The 17,914-nt window shown below is 34.0% G+C and carries 10 protein-coding genes; 7 read left to right on the top strand and 3 right to left on the bottom strand.

The genetic code is table 11. From position 1 onward, the window contains the following. The first annotated feature begins 45 nt into the window (after positions 1-45). A complete protein-coding gene (locus ACODSB_RS00760) occupies positions 46-2,598 on the top strand; it encodes a sodium-translocating pyrophosphatase (RefSeq protein WP_488935655.1) in 2,553 nt (850 codons plus the stop codon). A 599-nt stretch (positions 2,599-3,197) separates the two neighbouring features. Here the strand turns inward: ACODSB_RS00760 and ACODSB_RS00755 are convergent. Both ACODSB_RS00755 and ACODSB_RS00750 read right to left on the bottom strand, forming a co-directional pair. Beyond that, positions 3,198-3,812, bottom strand: a complete 615-nt coding sequence (locus ACODSB_RS00755) for a deoxynucleoside kinase (protein WP_053470079.1) — start codon at positions 3,810-3,812, stop codon at positions 3,198-3,200. After that, entirely contained in the window at positions 3,812-4,615 is an 804-nt protein-coding gene (locus ACODSB_RS00750) for a hypothetical protein (protein WP_488935654.1), read from the bottom strand. The genes ACODSB_RS00755 and ACODSB_RS00750 overlap by 1 nt, the downstream gene beginning before the upstream one ends. A gap of 234 nt (positions 4,616-4,849) precedes the next feature. On the opposite strand from ACODSB_RS00750, the gene ACODSB_RS00745 reads away from it, so the two are divergent. The 3 genes from ACODSB_RS00745 (at position 4,850) to ACODSB_RS00735 (ending at position 10,852) form a co-directional block, all read left to right on the top strand. After that, complete coding sequence (locus ACODSB_RS00745; protein ID WP_053470081.1) at positions 4,850-5,734, top strand: GLPGLI family protein; 885 nt, start codon at positions 4,850-4,852, stop codon at positions 5,732-5,734. Positions 5,735-5,824: 90 nt separating this feature from the next. Continuing rightward, complete coding sequence (locus tag ACODSB_RS00740; RefSeq protein ID WP_488935653.1) at positions 5,825-8,512, top strand: carboxypeptidase-like regulatory domain-containing protein; 2,688 nt, start codon at positions 5,825-5,827, stop codon at positions 8,510-8,512. A gap of 87 nt (positions 8,513-8,599) precedes the next feature. Further along, a complete protein-coding gene (locus ACODSB_RS00735) occupies positions 8,600-10,852 on the top strand; it encodes a hypothetical protein (RefSeq protein WP_488935652.1) in 2,253 nt (750 codons plus the stop codon). A gap of 79 nt (positions 10,853-10,931) precedes the next feature. On the opposite strand, the gene metK is transcribed toward ACODSB_RS00735, so the two are convergent. Next, complete coding sequence (metK, locus tag ACODSB_RS00730; protein WP_488935651.1) at positions 10,932-12,182, bottom strand: methionine adenosyltransferase; 1,251 nt, start codon at positions 12,180-12,182, stop codon at positions 10,932-10,934. 531 nt (positions 12,183-12,713) lie between these two features. Between metK and ACODSB_RS00725 the strand changes: the two genes are divergently transcribed. The 3 genes from ACODSB_RS00725 (at position 12,714) to ACODSB_RS00715 (ending at position 17,715) form a co-directional block, all read left to right on the top strand. Beyond that, positions 12,714-15,560 carry a TonB-dependent receptor plug domain-containing protein gene (locus tag ACODSB_RS00725; protein ID WP_488935650.1) on the top strand — a complete coding sequence of 949 codons (2,847 nt, stop codon included), beginning with the start codon at positions 12,714-12,716 and terminating at the stop codon, positions 15,558-15,560. Between the two features lie 581 nt (positions 15,561-16,141). After that, positions 16,142-16,330 (top strand): hypothetical protein, encoded by a 189-nt coding sequence (locus tag ACODSB_RS00720; RefSeq protein WP_053470087.1) that lies wholly within the window; start codon positions 16,142-16,144, stop codon positions 16,328-16,330. An 80-nt stretch (positions 16,331-16,410) separates the two neighbouring features. Continuing rightward, positions 16,411-17,715, top strand: a complete 1,305-nt coding sequence (locus ACODSB_RS00715) for an O-acetylhomoserine aminocarboxypropyltransferase/cysteine synthase family protein (protein ID WP_488935649.1) — start codon at positions 16,411-16,413, stop codon at positions 17,713-17,715. Positions 17,716-17,914: the final 199 nt, after the last annotated feature.

Below are 17,914 nucleotides of genomic sequence, written 5' to 3'. Positions count from 1 at the left end.
GTTTCAGTTAGATTGTTGACTATTAACCAAAACCATTAATATATTATGAATGCATTTATGATTTACCTGCCAATTGTCATGGCAGTTTTAGGATTACTTTTCATGGGAATAAAAAGGACTTGGGTTTTAAAACAAGACGCGGGAGACGGTAAAATGAAAGAGATTTCAGATTACATCTACGAAGGGGCCTTAGCCTTCTTAAAAGCCGAATATAAACTATTAACCATCTTTGTTATTATTGCAAGTTTAGCTTTGGCAGGAATTACTTTTATTCCGGGTGTAAAAACACATTTATTGATCGTAATTGCATTTATTTTTGGCGCATTATTTTCAGCTTATGCAGGTAATATAGGTATGAAAATCGCAACCAAAACAAACGTTAGAACAACACAGGCGGCACGTACAAGTTTACCACAGGCACTAAAAGTATCTTTTGGCGGCGGAACCGTAATGGGATTGGGTGTTGCAGGTCTTGCAGTTCTGGGTTTAACAGCTTTTTTTATAATTTTCTTTAATTTATTTTCTGACGGAGTTTGGAAAGACACCGAAACAATGACGGTTGTTTTAGAAACGTTAGCCGGATTTTCTCTTGGTGCAGAATCTATCGCATTGTTTGCCAGAGTTGGTGGCGGAATCTACACAAAAGCAGCCGATGTTGGTGCCGATTTAGTAGGTAAAGTAGAAGCTGGAATTCCGGAAGATGATCCAAGAAACCCTGCAACAATTGCAGATAACGTTGGAGATAATGTGGGTGACGTTGCCGGTATGGGAGCCGATTTATTCGGATCTTACGTAGCAACCGTTCTTGCGGCAATGGTTCTTGGGAACTATGTTATAAAAGATATGGGCGGAAGTATCAATGACGCTTTTGGCGGAATTGGTCCAATTTTACTTCCAATGGCAATTGCCGGTTTCGGAATTTTATTCTCCATTATCGGAACAACATTAGTAAAAATTTCAGATGACAATGCGAAAGAAGCACAAGTTCAAAAAGCATTAAATATAGGAAACTGGGTTTCTATTACTTTAACGGCCGTAGCTTGTTTCTTTTTAGTACAATATATGCTTCCTGAAACTATGCAGATGACTTTCTTTGGAGAAGGATCAAAAGACATTTCATCATTGCGTGTTTTCTATGCAACATTAGTTGGATTAGTTGTTGGCGGAGCTATTTCATCAGTAACAGAATATTATACAGGATTAGGAACAAAACCAGTTTTGGCAATTGTTCAAAAATCATCTACAGGAGCGGGAACAAACGTAATTGCTGGTTTAGCAACGGGAATGATTTCGACTTTCCCAACCGTATTATTGTTTGCCGGTGCGATCTGGATTTCATATGCTTTGGCAGGATTTTACGGAGTTGCTTTAGCAGCTTCAGCCATGATGGCAACAACTGCGATGCAATTAGCAATTGATGCTTTCGGGCCAATTTCTGATAACGCTGGAGGAATTGCCGAAATGAGCGAATTACCAAAAGAAGTTCGTACAAGAACTGACATTTTAGATTCTGTTGGAAACACAACTGCAGCAACCGGAAAAGGTTTTGCAATTGCTTCTGCAGCTTTAACTTCATTAGCTTTATTTGCAGCATACGTAACGTTTACAGGAATTGACGGAATCAATATCTTCAAAGCGCCAGTTTTAGCAATGTTATTTGTCGGCGGAATGATTCCGGTGGTTTTCTCTGCTTTAGCGATGAATTCTGTTGGAAAAGCAGCGATGGATATGGTTTATGAAGTACGCCGTCAGTTTAAGGAAATTCCTGGAATTATGGAAGGAACCGGAAAACCGGAATATGGAAAATGTGTTGAAATTTCTACAAAAGCCGCTTTACGCGAAATGATGCTTCCGGGAATTTTAACGATTGGTTTCCCAATTGCAATTGTACTTTTAGGAAAATTAGTTTACTCAGATAACAATCAGTTAATTGCTGAAATGTTAGGAGGATATATGGCGGGAGTTACGGTTTCTGGAGTGCTTTGGGCAGTTTTCCAAAACAATGCCGGAGGTGCTTGGGACAATGCTAAAAAATCTTTTGAAGCCGGAGTTATGATCAACGGTGAAATGACTTATAAAGGTTCTGATGCACACAAAGCAGCCGTAACCGGAGATACAGTTGGAGATCCGTTTAAAGATACATCCGGACCATCAATGAACATCTTAATTAAATTAACTTGTTTAATTGGATTAGTTGTTGCACCAATTTTAGGTGATGGACATTCTGAATCAAACATTGCAGGAAAAGCTTCTTGTTGTGCAAAAATCGAAATGCATGCCGGAGGAGTTTCTAAATGCGGAGATTTATCAGGAATGACAAAAGAAGAATGTATTAAAATGTGCAAAGAAAAAGGCTGTACTGAAGAAGAAACAGCAAAATGTTTAGCACATTTTGATAAAACCGGAAAATATCAAAAAACAGATTGTTTCGATACAAGTAAATATGAGAAAAAATCTGTTCGCGTTGATCTAAGAAATGACAATGGTAAAACTACCGGAACTGTAACCAAAACTGAAAACGGTAAAACAACCACAGAAGTTTACGAAGGAACAGAAGAAGAAGTTGAAGCAAAAATTAGCGCAGCAACTGCAAAATAAAAAATAGCTTTGTCAAAGTTTCATAAAACGAAAATGCCTCTAAATAATTTTAGAGGCATTTTTTTTATTTAATGAATTTTTGAATCGAGTAAGAAACTTGATCCTTTGGTATAGTCCCTACGGGACAAATGTTAGGTGGTGCGATAATGTTCTACCGATATGTAATCTCTACGAGATATATACTTTTAGGAATAAAATATTTGATAAAGAATCATCTCGTTTGGTATAGTCCCTACGGGACAAATATTAGGTGGTGCGATAATATTCTACCGATATATAATCTCTACGAGATATATCATTAGGAATTAAATATTTGATAAATGGATAAAGAATAGACAATCATATTCCTTATAAGAATTAAATATTTGGTAAAAGAATAAAGAACGAAAAATCATACTCCTTTAGGAGTTAAATATCGGTAGAAAAAATAAAAAGCAGTTGGAATAATGTCCCGTAGGGACTATACATTACGATTCAATCTAAAAAATATTAAATAATAATCCTGGCTTTAAATTTTTGAAAAGTCTCATAAAACAAAAATACCTCTAAAATATTTAGAGGCATTTTTTTATTTCGTGCAAATCGGTGAAATTCGTGTTCTAGAACAATCCATTCAATTCAGCATCAATTCTATTAATGATGTTTCCTAAATCTTCCGGATTATCAACAAAATTAATATTATCAACATCAATAATCAATAATTTTCCTTTCGTGTAAGTCTGAATCCATGCCTCATATCTTTCGTTCAAACGGCTTAAATAATCGATAGAAATAGAGTTTTCGTATTCGCGTCCGCGTTTGTGAATTTGGCCCACAAGATTAGGAATAGAACTTCTTAAATAAATCAATAAATCCGGCGCTTTTACCAACGATTCCATTAATTCAAATAAAGACGTGTAATTTTCAAAATCACGGCTTGTCATCAATCCCATTGCATATAAATTGGGAGCAAAAATATGAGCATCTTCATAAATCGTTCTGTCCTGAATGATTTTTTTACCGCTTTCGCGAATTTGCAAAACCTGACGAAAACGACTATTCAGGAAATAGATTTGTAAGTTAAACGACCAGCGTTCCATTTGATGGTAAAAATCGTCTAAGTACGGATTATCAACCACATCTTCATAATGAGGCTCCCATTTAAAATGTTTGGCTAATAATTTAGTTAATGTAGTTTTTCCTGCGCCTATATTTCCTGCTATTGCTATGTGCATTACGGTGTTACGATTTTATAATTTACAATTTCTTTAGTTGTAAAAATAGATAAAATTTGGTCTTTGTAATAGAATTTGTCAAACGTTTTTTCTAAAACTTCAATTTCAGAAATTGTGTTAGTATTTTCTCTCAAATACAACAAGTTAGCTTTGCTGAAAATGAGTTTTTGAGAAGAAATTATTTCCATTTTATCAAAATCAGAAACATTGCCCAAACTTGAAATTTTTCCAAATATATCACATGAAAACCAATTGTTTTTTCTATCAATCCAATAAAAAGTATTAAAGTCGGTTTGGTAATATTTTATGCCTTCGGTTAACGGAATTGATACTGTTTTGTATTCATTTTTTAAATAATCAAAAAGACAAATCTGTTGATTCAACGTATTAAAAATCCAAAGCTGATTTTGAGTTGACATTCCAATAGCGCTGACAACGATAGGATTTGTATTTTGTGAAAAATTAATTTCGGTCATTTTATTCAATTGATTATCCAATAAAATAACGACGTTGAAATCTTCATAAAACAAAACAATTTTAAGCGGATTTTGAATATCAACTTTTGTAATATTTCCTAACGAAACATTCTTGTATTCAAAGATTTCGCTTCCTTTTATTTTGCTAAATACATTATTTTTTATTTGATAAGAATATCCAAAAGAGTCATAGCCAATAAATTCATCAGCATCAATTTTGAATTTTGAAATTACAGAAGCATTTACTTTTTGGCTTTGCCCAAAAAAAGTCGAAAACGAACACGCAATAAACAGCACTAATAAAATTTGGCGTATTGTTTTACTCATAATAGTATAATTTCATAAGCCAAAGTACAAAAACTACGTTAAAGAATATCTTAAAATTAGAGTTTTGGCTGTTTTTTGAATTTAAACCTTTGTAAATTAGAGTAGTCTTACAAAGATTAGATTTTGTCGATACCATTCTGGCATTGATATATTTAATTTTCAGTATTTTAAAATTAGTAATAAATTTGAATTGTAAGTTTTACAAGACTTCACAACCTTATTAAATAAAACCACATGAAAAAACTATCTTATTTACTCTTAATATTTGCTTTTACACAAGTACATGCACAAAAAGATTTTCAGGGAATGGCCGTTTACGAGTCTAAAACCCAGGCTCCTAAATTTGAAGGAATGCGTGCCGGAAATAGAGACATTACGCCAGAAATGCAGAAAAGCATGGAAGAGCGTATGAAACAAATGCTGGAGAAAACTTTTATATTGAATTTTGATAAAACAGCTTCGATTTATAAAGAAGAAGAGAAACTCGAAGCTCCGGGACAGCAAGGAGGTTTTCGTGTTATGATGAGTTCGATGATGGGCGGCGGCGGAACTTTTTACAAAGATGTAAAAGCTAAATCGTATACTGTCGATAAAGAATTTATGGGAAAAGAATTCCTTGTTGTTGATTCTCTGCCAAAATTAAACTGGAAATTGGAACAAGAAACCAAACAAATTGGCGGTTACAATTGCTTTAAAGCAACGGCAGTTAAAGAAGCCAGCAAAACCGATTTTAGAAACTTCAGACCTAAAAATAATGATAAAAAGGATGAAGCCAAAAAAACATCGGGAGAGACAAAAACTAATTTTGAAGACAATTTTGAAATCCCAAAAGAAATTACAGTTACCGCTTGGTATACACCGGAAATTCCGGTTAATCAGGGACCAGAAAATTATTGGGGATTACCGGGTTTGATTTTAGAAGTAAATGATGGAAAAACAGTTATTTTATGTTCTAAAATTGTTTTGAATGCTAAAGAAAAAGCGGAGATAAAACCATCTAAAAAAGGAAAAGTAGTTTCTCAAAAAGAGTACGATGAAACGGTGATTAAAAAAATGGAAGAATTTAGAGAAATGAACCGCGGACGTACGTCCGGGGCTGCAATGCCAATGGGAAGATAAAATTTGTAAAACTCCAAATTTCAAATCCCAAATTCCAAAATTGCTTCGCCCGTTCGCTTTCGCTCGGGTCCAACTTCCAATATTCTGATAATGAATAAGACACTTTTTTTATTTGCCTTACTTTTTACTTCTATATGCTTTTCACAAAGTGTTCGTTTCGATGGATTTATTCAGGATGAACAAAAAAATCCGTTGGAGATGGCCAATATTATGGCGGTCAACAATGCTACAAAAGCAATGGATTCGTACGGAATTACCAATGATAAAGGTAAATTTCAATTGACTTTAAAACCAAACGCTTCATACACAGTTAAAGTAAGTTATCTGGGAATGAAATCGAAAGAAATTGCCATTTCGACCAAAACAGAAAATATCGTTCAAAACATTGTTATGGACGGCACCGGAATAGAACTCGAAGGTGTTGAAATCGTTCGTGAAATGCCGGTTTCTATAAAAGGCGACACTATTGTTTACAATGCTGATTCGTTTAAATCAGGAACCGAAAAAAAGCTTGAAGATGTCCTGAAAAAACTTCCGGGCGTTGAGGTAAATGCCGATGGTGAAATTGAAGTTGAAGGCAAAAAAGTAAGCAAATTGATGGTGGAAGGAAAAGATTTTTTTGACGGAGATACCAAATTAGGCGTTAAAAATATTCCTGCCGATGCTATTGATAAAGTTCAGGTTTTAAGAAATTACAACGAAGTAAGTGCTTTAAAAGGTCTTGAAAACGATCAGGAAAATGTGGCGATGAATATTAAGCTGAAAGAAGGTAAAAAGAACTTTTGGTTTGGAGATATGACGGCCGGAATTGGCGTTGCAGAGCTCGACAGCCGTTATATTATAAATCCAAAGCTATTTTATTACAGCCCGAAATACAGCATTAATCTAATTACCAATTTTAATAATATTGGGGAACTGCCTCTTACGGCGCAGGATTATTTTAAGTTTACGGGCGGATTTAAAAACATGATGAAAAAAGGCGGAAGCTCTTTTAATGTTTCATCAAATGATTTAGGAATTTCGGTTTTAAGAAACAATCGGGCAAAAGAAATTGAAACCAAATTTGGTGCAACAAACTTCTCTTATTCTCCAACAAAAGCATGGAATATAAGCGGTTTCGGAATTCTTTCGACTTCAAAAACCGATTTAGAAACCAAATCACAGACTACGATTTTAGATTCTGGAGATCAGCAGAAAAGAGACGAATTAACGCATCAAAAAAACAATTTAGGGTTGTTTAAACTAAGTTCAACTTATAAGCCAAATGATAAATTTCAGTTTGATTATGACATCCTGATCAAATTATCAAAACAGGAAGAAGATACCGATTTACTTCGTGAACAAATTGTAAATAAGATTCCTGACTCAGAAACTATTTTTACAAATAAGAAACAAGATCCAACTTCGGTTAATCAAAATTTGAGTTTGTATTATACACAAAGCGAAAAGAATATTTTTGCTTTTGAAATGCAGCATTTGTATCAGGACGAAAATCCTTTTTATAATGCCAATCTGCGAACACTTCCTTTCAATTTGTCAGGATATATTCCGGGTCAGGATCGGAACGATTTAAATCAGGATCGTTTTGTGAAAACCAATAAACTAGACGCAAAACTAGATTACTATTATATGGTTACACCAAAAAGTAATTTCAATGTTACGTTGGGAAATACCTATTCGTATCAAAACTTCAATTCTCATATTTTTCAAATGCTGGATAACGGAGACAGAAATGATTTGAATAATTCAGAAAACAATAATGATGTAGATTGCCGTTTTAATGATGCGTTTTTAGGATTCCATTATAAAATTCTAACAGGAAAATTTACTTTGACGCCTGGAGTTAGTCTGCATTCTTACCAAATGACAAACGGACAATTGGGTTCAAATTATTCTCAAAGTTTTACCAAAATATTACCGGATTTCTTTGCTTTATACCAAATCAAAAAATCAGAAACGTTGACGTATAATTTCTCTTTGACAAATGATTTTACCGATATTAATCAATTGGCGGCTGGTTACGTTTTGTCAGATTACAGCAGTTTATTTCGTGGAGATCGTACTTTAGAAAACGCAACTTCGCAAGTTCATACACTTCGTTATTTCAAATACAATATGTTCAATTTCGAGAATATTTTCGCGAATGCAACCTATACAAGAAAAGTGGATGCGATTAAAACAGAAGCCAATTTTGATGGAATTAATCAATCATCTGTTCCCTATAATTCAAACTTAGCCGATGAAACTTTCTCAGGAATGGGAGCTTACGGACGTTCGTTTTTAAAGAATTACAAAGCATCAGTAAATGCAAGTTTGAACTGGTCAAAATTCAATAACATTCAAAATGATGATTTGAGAACCACAGAAAGTTTTGTGCAAAGTTATACAGTTAGAGCTTCAACCAATTATAAAAACCTTCCGAATATCGAATTTGGGTACAATCTTTTGGTGAATAAATACAGCGGTTCTACCTTTTATACTGATAAACCATTTGCAAAATTAGATTACTATTTCCTGGATAGTTTTTCTTTTGTTTCCGAGTATGAATTTTACCATTATTATAATGGAGATAAAACGGTCGACAACGAATATGATTTTTTAAGTGCCAGTTTAATTTATCAAAAGAAAAACAGCAAATGGGAGTATAAAGTTTCGGCAACCAATTTACTAAACACCAGATATCTTAATGATGATAACTTTACGCAGTTCTCTACAAGAGTTTCTCAATACACGGTTCAACCGCGCTACATTATCTTTTCAATGAAATATAATTTATAATAGATTGACTTAATTTAAAATTTAGGAGTTTATTTTAGTAAGAATAGAATATCTTTACATGAATATTAACAGCCAAATTTTTATATTATGCGCAATTCTATTTGGAGTTTATTGCTATTTACTTCGGGAATTTTTATGTCTTTTTCTCAAACGAAAGGCATCGAAAAAGGGACTTATTTATCTGCCGCCAAAGGTCAGAAAATCAAACTGAATTTATTAGACGATAATAAATACGAATTAGTTTTTTATACGGGAGGTTATGAAATTAAAGGCGACTCGTTAGTTTTTAGTAGAAATCCAACTGCAGAAAACAGATTTGATCTGTCGTTTGTAACTGATAAAAAAGCAAAAAACATCAAGATTAAATTTTTAGATCCATCTTATTATTCTTTTTATATAGGAACTCAAAACGGTACAGAAGAAATTCAATACCAAAGAATTTCGGATATAAAAACTAAACTGGATCCTGAATGGACAAAAACAGATTTAGAATTTGAAATCGAAAAATCAGATTTTTTATATTTAGTTTATGAAGAATATGACGGAAATAGCCATGTAGAAAAATACGCTTTACCAAAAGATGCTGCTGAAATAACTATTAATTACGAACTAGAAGTTTTAGGCGATTTAAAACTTGCCGGATTTTATGACAAGAAAACAAATGAATTAAAAATCTCTGAAAAAGGAGGAAAAAATCCATTGGTATTTATAAATGAAAAAGAGCCACAGCCTGTAAAAAAATCAAAAGTTACACCTCTTGAAAATCAAACCATTTCAAAATGGACTTATCCGGGTAAAGTTGATTATTTAAATGAAGATTTTGGAACCGGAGTTGCTGTTGATACGGCTGCTGCAGCTGTGGTTGATTATGCAGTTGATCCTAATGTTGTAAAATTTGATTTCAAACTAAAAATCGAAAACAACCTTAAAAAAGCAATTGAATCTACTAAAGGAGCAAGTACCAATAAGTATTTGGTTGTTTTAGCAAATGACAAAAATAAATTGGCAAAACAAAGTTTCGATGCTTTTGTAAAAGATCAGGAAACACAAACGGGATATAATATGTATGAAGCATATAATCCGCAATATGATGTTTTTAATTATTATCTGGCTGGAGCCGATGATAAAAAGTGGCTGAAAAACAATAAAATTACAAACGATCCGAGCGTAGTTGTTTTAAACGGAAACGGAGATGTATTAGCCGTTGCAAAATCTGATTTATCAGACAAATCATATCACTTTAATTATTATGGAGATCTTTACAGAAAACTTTTGCGTGCAGATGTTTTTGTAACGATTGATAAAATCTTTAAAAACAAAAAGGCAGCCGACACAGATTTGATCAGAGCTTTTAATAGAGCTTCGGTTTTAGAATCTTCTTATGATTATGATTCAGATTATGTTGTCACAGAAGATAACCCAACTGAATTTGCGATAACAAAAACAGCTGTAGATAAAAAAGAGATTGCTCAAACTTGGAAAAAACTAATTGAATCACATCAAAAAGACACCAAGCCAAACTTGTATTTGGTTGAAACAATTGTAAAAGAAATCAAAAATCAAGGTTTTACAAAACAGCTTTTTAATGAAGACAGAATCTTAAACGATACAGATTATTTAGCGATAGATTATCTTTTAAAACATTCTGACGCAATTGAAGCTGAACGTACAGCATTCAATAGTAAAGAAGGAGAAATACATGTTTTAGGAAATGTAGTTTCTGAGATTTCTTCGGCATTACAGCAAAACACTTATATTTCTCAGGAAGGAACTTCGGGAGAAGTAAATAAAGAAAAGAATATTTCTATTTATAAAAAGATCATTGCTTTAGGAAAAGGAAACTTTGAATCGTACCGAAACTATTTTGATTATTTAAGCCAAATTGAAGATAAAGACGGATCGAATACGAATTTCCTAAAAGACTTTAGCAGTTATTTTGACTCTAACTTAGCTTCAGAAAAAGGAAGCCCAATTGAAAAATTAGATGCTATATATACTTCATTAGATCCAACTTCAAGTTATTCTTATGACGGATGGAATGCTTTTAAAGATTATCATTCAAATCTTTGTAATTCTACGGCTTGGACTGTGGTTTTAAAACCGCAGAATGCTTCATTTATAAAAAGTGCAATTGTTTGGTCAGAATACAGTTTAGTTGTAACAAAAAACAATCCGTATTATTTAGATACTTTGGCGCAGTTATATTATAAAGACGGTCAAAAAGAAAAAGCAATTGCAACACAGACTTTGGCAGTAAAATATTTAACGCCGGAAGTTGAAGAAGTAACGGCAAGCGATATAAAAGAAACGCTTTCAAAAATGCAAAACGGAACGTATTAAAGTTCTGTTTTCATATCAAATAAAAAAAGGCTGTCTAAATTTAGACAGCCTTTTTTAGTATGTAAATGTTTCAGATTGATTACAATCCAAAAGCAGCTTTTACTTTGTCAACAAAATCAAGTTTCTCCCATGTAAACAATTCAACAGTAACCGTTTTTTCGTTTCCGCCTGGAGCAGAAAAAGTTTTAGTAACCGTTTCTGGTTTACGTCCCATGTGTCCGTAAGCAGCAGTTTCACTATAAATAGGATTTCTTAATTTCAAACGTTGTTCGATAAAGTAAGGACGCATATCAAAAATAGCTTCTACTTTTTTAGCGATTTCACCGTTAGTTAAGTTTACTTTAGAAGTTCCATAAGTTTCAATGAAAATTCCCATTGGCTGAGCAACTCCAATAGCGTAAGAAACCTGAACTAAGATTTCGTCAGCAACACCCGCAGCAACTAAGTTTTTAGCGATATGACGAGTTGCATAAGCAGCACTTCTGTCTACTTTACTTGGATCTTTTCCAGAGAATGCACCACCACCGTGAGCACCTTTTCCACCGTAAGTATCAACAATGATTTTTCTTCCTGTTAAACCAGTATCTCCGTGAGGACCTCCAATAACGAATTTTCCTGTTGGGTTAATATGGTAGTTGATTTTATCGTTGAATAAATGCGCGTGAGTTGGGTTTTTAGCGATAATTCTAGGAATAAGAATTTCGATAATATCTTTTTTGATTTTAGCAAGCATTACAGCTTCTTCATCAAAATCATCATGCTGAGTTGAAATAACAATTGCATCAATACGAGTCGGTTTGTTATCGTCGCTGTATTCTAAAGTTACCTGAGATTTAGCATCTGGACGTAAATACGTGATCTCTTTGTTTTCACGTCTTAAAATAGCTAACTCTTGTAATAATTTATGAGATAAATCAAGAGCTAGAGGCATATAGTTTTCAGTTTCGTTTGTAGCGTAACCAAACATCATTCCCTGATCACCTGCACCTTGCTCTTCTGGCTTAGCTCTGTCAACACCTTGGTTAATGTCTGCAGACTGCTCGTGAATTGCTGAAAGAATTCCACAAGAATTTGCTTCAAACATATATTCACTTTTAGTATATCCAATTTTACGGATTACCTCACGTGCAATTTGTTGTACATCAAGATAAGTATTTGATTTTACTTCACCTGCTAAAATAACCTGACCTGTAGTAACTAATGTCTCGCAAGCTACTTTTGAGTCAGCATCAAATGCCAGAAAGTTATCAATTAAAGCATCCGAAATTTGATCTGCAACTTTGTCTGGATGCCCTTCACTAACAGATTCTGACGTAAATAAATAAGCCATAATAATTTATTAAATTAACATTAAGCGAGGAAAAGTAATTGCTGAAAGTGCTAAAGGAGAATTCCTGCTTTAGCATTTTTTACTACCAAAAACTTAGTTTCGGCATTCATAACGAATCATTTCATTATGAAGAGGTTGCAATCAGTTCAAATTTTTCCTCTGTATTCGCGTGCAAAGGTATAAAACCATTTTGATTTGCAAATTAAAGTTCAACTTTTTTTATTTTTTGTAGCAGAAATTTAACAGTAATATACTAATTTGATAGGGTAATAGAAAATATTTTTGTTTTTGTTTGGTCAGTTAAAAAATAGTTTGCACATTTGCCTCGTTAAAATAACAGAACAAAATGAAATTTACAATTTGCAATATGATGTCTTGTAAGATGCCGGAATCCTCCGCAGAGACTCTATTGTAGTTTATTTTCAACAACATATATAGAACCTCTGCCAGCCGCAGAGGTTTTTTTTTGTTCGAAAATTAAACTTGTAAGAATTTTTTTTAAGCCAAAAACAAATTAATCAGCAAAAAGAAATGAAAAAAAATGTACTAATCGTTTTAGGTCTTTTGACATTTTCAGGCCTGTATGCTCAGGATAATAAAACTGAGCAGGATACTTTAAAGAATAACGAACTGTCAGAAGTTACCGTAATTGGAACTCGTAATAAAAATAGAGTAAAAACAGATGTGCCGGTTCCGGTTGATGTTTTTAATATTTCTGAAATAACAAAAGGAGCGCCGCAAACCAGCGTAACCCAGATTTTAAATTATGTTGCACCATCCTTTACCAGTAACGCAACATCAACTGCCGATGCAACAGACCACGTTGATCCGGCACAATTAAGAGGTTTAGGCCCAGATCAGGTTTTAATTTTAGTAAACGGAAAACGTAGACATACAAGTGCTTTAGTAAACATAAACGGATCACCGGGAAGAGGATCTGTAGGAACAGATTTAAATGCGATTCCGTCTTTTGCCATTGAAAGAATCGAAGTTTTAAGAGACGGAGCCGCGGCACAATACGGTTCTGATGCTATTGCCGGAGTAATCAATATTGTATTGAAAAAGAATGCTAAATATCTTTCGGGAGGAATTCAATATGGAACAAATTTATCTTCGGGTTCTAATAATTTTAAAGGAGGAGCCGATGGACAAACCGTTCAAGTCGATTTAAACTACGGAACATCATTAGGTAAACCGGGAAGTTTCTTGAATGTTACCGGAACAGCCGTAACAAGACAAGCAACAAGCCGTGCAGGAATTAGAAATAACGGAATTTTTAATGCTTATAATGCTGTAGAAAACAGAGCCGCACAAAACGGAGTTCAGATTAATTCGCTTTTCAGTAATATCAATAGTACTCCAAATTCGGCACAAATTATAAGCTCGATACAGCAATATGCTCCGCAGGTAAGTTATTTTACGCCGGCACAGCAAACTGCAATTTCATCTGCAACAACAATTACGCAATTGCAAACCGCACTTAATTTTGATGTTACCAATAATGAGTTGGCATACAGAGGACAAGAAAGAGCAGACTATAATATGAGTGTTGGTCAGTCGGAATTGGCTTCGGGACAAGCGTATTATAATGCAAAATATCCTTTAACAGAAACAACTTCACTGTATTCTTTTGGTGGAGTATCGTATAGAGATGGTAAATCGTATGCTTTTAACAGACTTCCAAATGGTTCAGGAACTTTCACGCAAGTGTATGAAAATGGATTTTTACCGGAAATCGAATCAGGAATTTTAGACGCTTCTGCAGCACTTGGAGTAAATACACAATTATTTGGATTTGATACTGATTTGAGTTCAAACCTTGGAACTAACTCTTTTAAATATGATGTAAACAATACGATTAATGCAACTTTGGGCGTAAATTCTCCTTCAAGTTTTGATGCCGGAAAAGTTTCCTTTTTACAAAGCACAACGAATTTAGATTTCAGCAGAAAATTTGATTTCCTTGCAGGTTTAAACGTTGCATTTGGTGGAGAATTCAGATATGAAAATTACCAAATCAAACAAGGAGAAGAAGCTTCATACGGATTATATGATGTAAACGGAGCTTTAGTTTCGGGAGTTTTACCAACTACTTCACCTTTAATTGTGACTGATTTCTTTGGAAACAAACGCGGAGCCGGAGCGCAGGGATTTTCAGGATTTCAGCCTTCGGATGCTAAAGAAAGAGACAGACGAAGCGGTGCAGCTTATATTGATTTAGAATTAAATGCAACCGAAAACTGGCTTTTAAACGGTGCGGCGCGTTATGAAAACTATTCAGATTTTGGAAGTACGGTTACTTTTAAACTAGCTTCTCTTTTAAAACTAAATGATAATATCAACTGGAGAATTTCTGGACAAACAGGTTTTAGAGCGCCATCTTTACAGCAAAAATACTTTGAAGCAAGCTCAACTCAGTTCATTAACGGATCTCCATATCAGGTTGGATATTTTACAAACGATTCTCAGGCGGCAAAAAGTATTGGTGTAGAAAATTTAAAACCAGAGAAATCAAAAAGTATCAGCACAGGATTTACATTTAAAATCCCGGAAGCTAATATCACAATTGCTACCGATGCTTATTTTACAAGAATCAACGACAGAATTGTTTTGTCAGGACAATATGCAAGACCAACAGATGCACAGATAAATGCCGCAACATCGCAAACACAAAAAGATGCCTTGACTTTGTTTCAACAAGCATTTGACTTGAAAGGAGTAGAAAGAGCTTCGTTCTGGACAAACGGAATTGACTCTGAAACGAAAGGAATTGATGTCGTAATTTCTCAAAAATACGACGTAATTCAGGATTTTGTGATCAGAAATGATTTTGCTTTAAGTTATAATGAAACAAAAAGAGTAGGAGATTTACATATTCCGCAGTCTATTGTTAATGCAGGAGGAGATCCTTATATATATTCCTTTTTTCCGGAGTCAAGCCGCGTGTATTTAGAAGAAGCAATTCCAAAACTGAAAGCGAACTTAACGACAACTTTCAGCATTAAAAAACTAGATATTTATTTGAGAAACAGTTATTTCGGAAAAGTAACAGATCCGGGAGCGACAGATGTTAATTTAGATGGATTTGCTTCTGTATACGAACATCCGGAATACAGCGCAAAACTGGTTACCGATTTATCTTTCGGATACCAAATCAACGAACATTTTAGAGCAACTGTTGGTTTTAATAATATAGGAGACGTTTATCCGGACAGAAATAATCCGTCAACTCCGGCTTTCACCAATACAACTCCAACTTTATCTCCTGCGCCAAGTACTGACTTGACAAATGCAAATCAGTTTGCGTATTCAAGAGCTGTATCGCAATTTGGATTAAACGGAAGATTTGGATTTGCTCGTTTGAGCTTTAAATTCTAAAAATATAGGCCGCAGATTTTACGGATTAAACGGATTGGCACTGATTTTTTGAATCAATGTAGTTTTTAAAAAGAATAGACCACAGATTTTACGGATTAAACGAATTAGCACTGATTTTTAAAATCAATGTAATCTTTTTAATCTGTGGCTAACCTTTCAATCCATGTAAATGGTTTTTATATTACATAGGTTCGGAATTACATTAAATAAAAGAGAAAACCCGTGCTAATTCGTTTAATCCGTAAAATCTGTGGTCAATTTTTTTTTTAAGAAGAAGCCTTTATTTACGCGAACTAAAAAAATTTAACGTTAAATATCAAAATTTTATTTGGCAGTTAAATAAATAAATATTACATTTACTCTATCGAATTAGTCGAGTTTAAAAAAGAATTAAATTTTAAATTAAAATGAAAACAATAGCAAGAAATAATATGATGTGTTGTAGCATGATGCAAATGTGCATCCAATCTTGCTGTTGCCAAAAGTAAAAAGATAAAATCTTTGTTATAGTTAAACTATAAGCCCTTTTGGTCGCCATCCGAAAGGGCTTTTTTCATTTTCACACTTAAAATTTTAAAATCATGAAAACACTAAATTCAATCGCTATAGAGTATTTATTGAGAAACGATTCTCAAACAAACAACAATAGATCAGAAGAGATAACAAAAGAAGTTGTCAGAATAAAAACAGAGCAAGATAGAAAAAGTCAAAAATCATTACTGTTTCAAATGTATGATCTTGAACTAGAAGGAGAACTTCCTTTTGCATAAATCAATTGGCAATTTCAAAAATCAATTACAATTCACAATATCAATATATCGTATTAACAATATTTAAAAACTAAGAAATCATGAGTACACAAAAATTTGCAACAAACGCATTACACGCAGGGCATGATGTAACTAAAAATTCAGGAACAAGAGCAGTGCCTATTTATCAAACATCATCATACGTATTTAATAACGCTGATCATGCTGCCAATTTATTTGGTCTTGCCGAAGCAGGATTTATCTATACCAGATTAAACAATCCAACAAATGATGTTTTAGAACAGCGTTTAGCGGCTCTCGAAGGCGGAATTGGAGCTGTAGTTACAGCATCTGGAGCATCGGCAATTTCAACGACTTTTTTGACTTTGCTTAGAACTGGCGATCATATCGTAGCGTCAAATAGTTTATACGGCGGAACGTACAACTTATTAAGTGTAACATTACCGCGTTTAGGAATTACAACCACTTTTGTAGATCCTTCAAACCCTGAAAACTTCACAAAAGCAGCAAAAGAAAATACCAGAGCATTCTTTGTAGAATCACTGGGGAATCCAAAACTGGATGTATTAGATTTAAAAGGAATTTCGGCGCAAGCCAAAGCATTCAAAGTGCCATTTATAGTAGATAATACAGTTGCGACACCTTATTTATTAAACCCAATTAAATATGGTGCCGATATTGTAATTCACTCCTTAACAAAATATATTGCCGGAAACGGAACTTCATTAGGTGGCGCGATTATCGACGCCGGAACTTTTGACTGGTCTAACGGAAAATTCCCTGAATTTACAGAACCTTCTGCAGGATATCACGGATTAGTATATCACGAAGCTTTAGGAAATGCAGCCTTTATTGCAAAAGCAAGAATCGAAGGACTGCGTGATTTTGGAGCAGCTTTAAGTCCATTTAATGCTTTCCAGATTATTCAGGGATTAGAAACCTTACCAATCCGAATTAAAAAACACAGCGAAAATGCTTTGGTTCTGGCCGAATGGTTAGAGAAACAAGATGAGGTAGTTTGGGTAAATTACCCAGGTTTGAAATCAAGTAAATATTATGATTTAGCAAAACAATATCTTCCTGAAGGACAAAGCGGCGTGATCACTTTTGGACTAAAAGGAGGTTTTGATGCGGCTAAAAAAGTGGTAGACGAAACAAAATTGTTCTCACTTCTGGCTAATATTGGTGATACAAAATCGCTGATTATCCACCCGGCGAGCACTACGCATCAGCAATTGTCAGAAGAAGAGCAATTGGCTACTGGAGTTTCAAAAGATTTAGTCCGACTTTCTGTTGGAATAGAAGATGTAGAGGATTTAATTGCCGACTTACAATCGGTTTTTGAAAACGTAACCCAGTCACAGTATAGTATCAATAAAAATTAGGTTTTTTTGTTTTTTGTTTGAAAAATTGCCTTTAGCAGCGTGAGTTCTGCTAGAGGTGATTTTTTATGAAAAAAGATTTCAAGATAAAAGTTTCACCATATAAGTTATATAAGTTCATTGTAGAGACGCACCATTGTAGAGACGCACAGCAGTGCGTCTAACTCGAAAACACGGTACGTCTAAAATTATAAACGTTGAT

Source organism: Flavobacterium sp. FG68, from assembly GCF_057808895.1.
The sequence above is the reverse complement of the archived record's forward strand: the minus strand, read 5'-3'. Positions and strand labels throughout refer to the sequence as shown.

What these genes read in the sequence shown, in the direction of transcription:
- ACODSB_RS00715 (WP_488935649.1), top strand. Translation starts at nt 16,411, where the DNA reads ATGAGTACACAAAAATTTGCAACAAACGCATTACACGCAGGGCATGAT.
- ACODSB_RS00725 (WP_488935650.1), top strand. Translation starts at nt 12,714, where the DNA reads ATGAAAAAAAATGTACTAATCGTTTTAGGTCTTTTGACATTTTCAGGC.
- ACODSB_RS00720 (WP_053470087.1), top strand. Translation starts at nt 16,142, where the DNA reads ATGAAAACACTAAATTCAATCGCTATAGAGTATTTATTGAGAAACGAT.
- metK (WP_488935651.1), bottom strand. Translation starts at nt 12,182, where the DNA reads ATGGCTTATTTATTTACGTCAGAATCTGTTAGTGAAGGGCATCCAGAC.
- ACODSB_RS00740 (WP_488935653.1), top strand. Translation starts at nt 5,825, where the DNA reads ATGAATAAGACACTTTTTTTATTTGCCTTACTTTTTACTTCTATATGC.
- ACODSB_RS00755 (WP_053470079.1), bottom strand. Translation starts at nt 3,812, where the DNA reads ATGCACATAGCAATAGCAGGAAATATAGGCGCAGGAAAAACTACATTA.
- ACODSB_RS00735 (WP_488935652.1), top strand. Translation starts at nt 8,600, where the DNA reads ATGCGCAATTCTATTTGGAGTTTATTGCTATTTACTTCGGGAATTTTT.
- ACODSB_RS00750 (WP_488935654.1), bottom strand. Translation starts at nt 4,615, where the DNA reads ATGAGTAAAACAATACGCCAAATTTTATTAGTGCTGTTTATTGCGTGT.
- ACODSB_RS00745 (WP_053470081.1), top strand. Translation starts at nt 4,850, where the DNA reads ATGAAAAAACTATCTTATTTACTCTTAATATTTGCTTTTACACAAGTA.
- ACODSB_RS00760 (WP_488935655.1), top strand. Translation starts at nt 46, where the DNA reads ATGAATGCATTTATGATTTACCTGCCAATTGTCATGGCAGTTTTAGGA.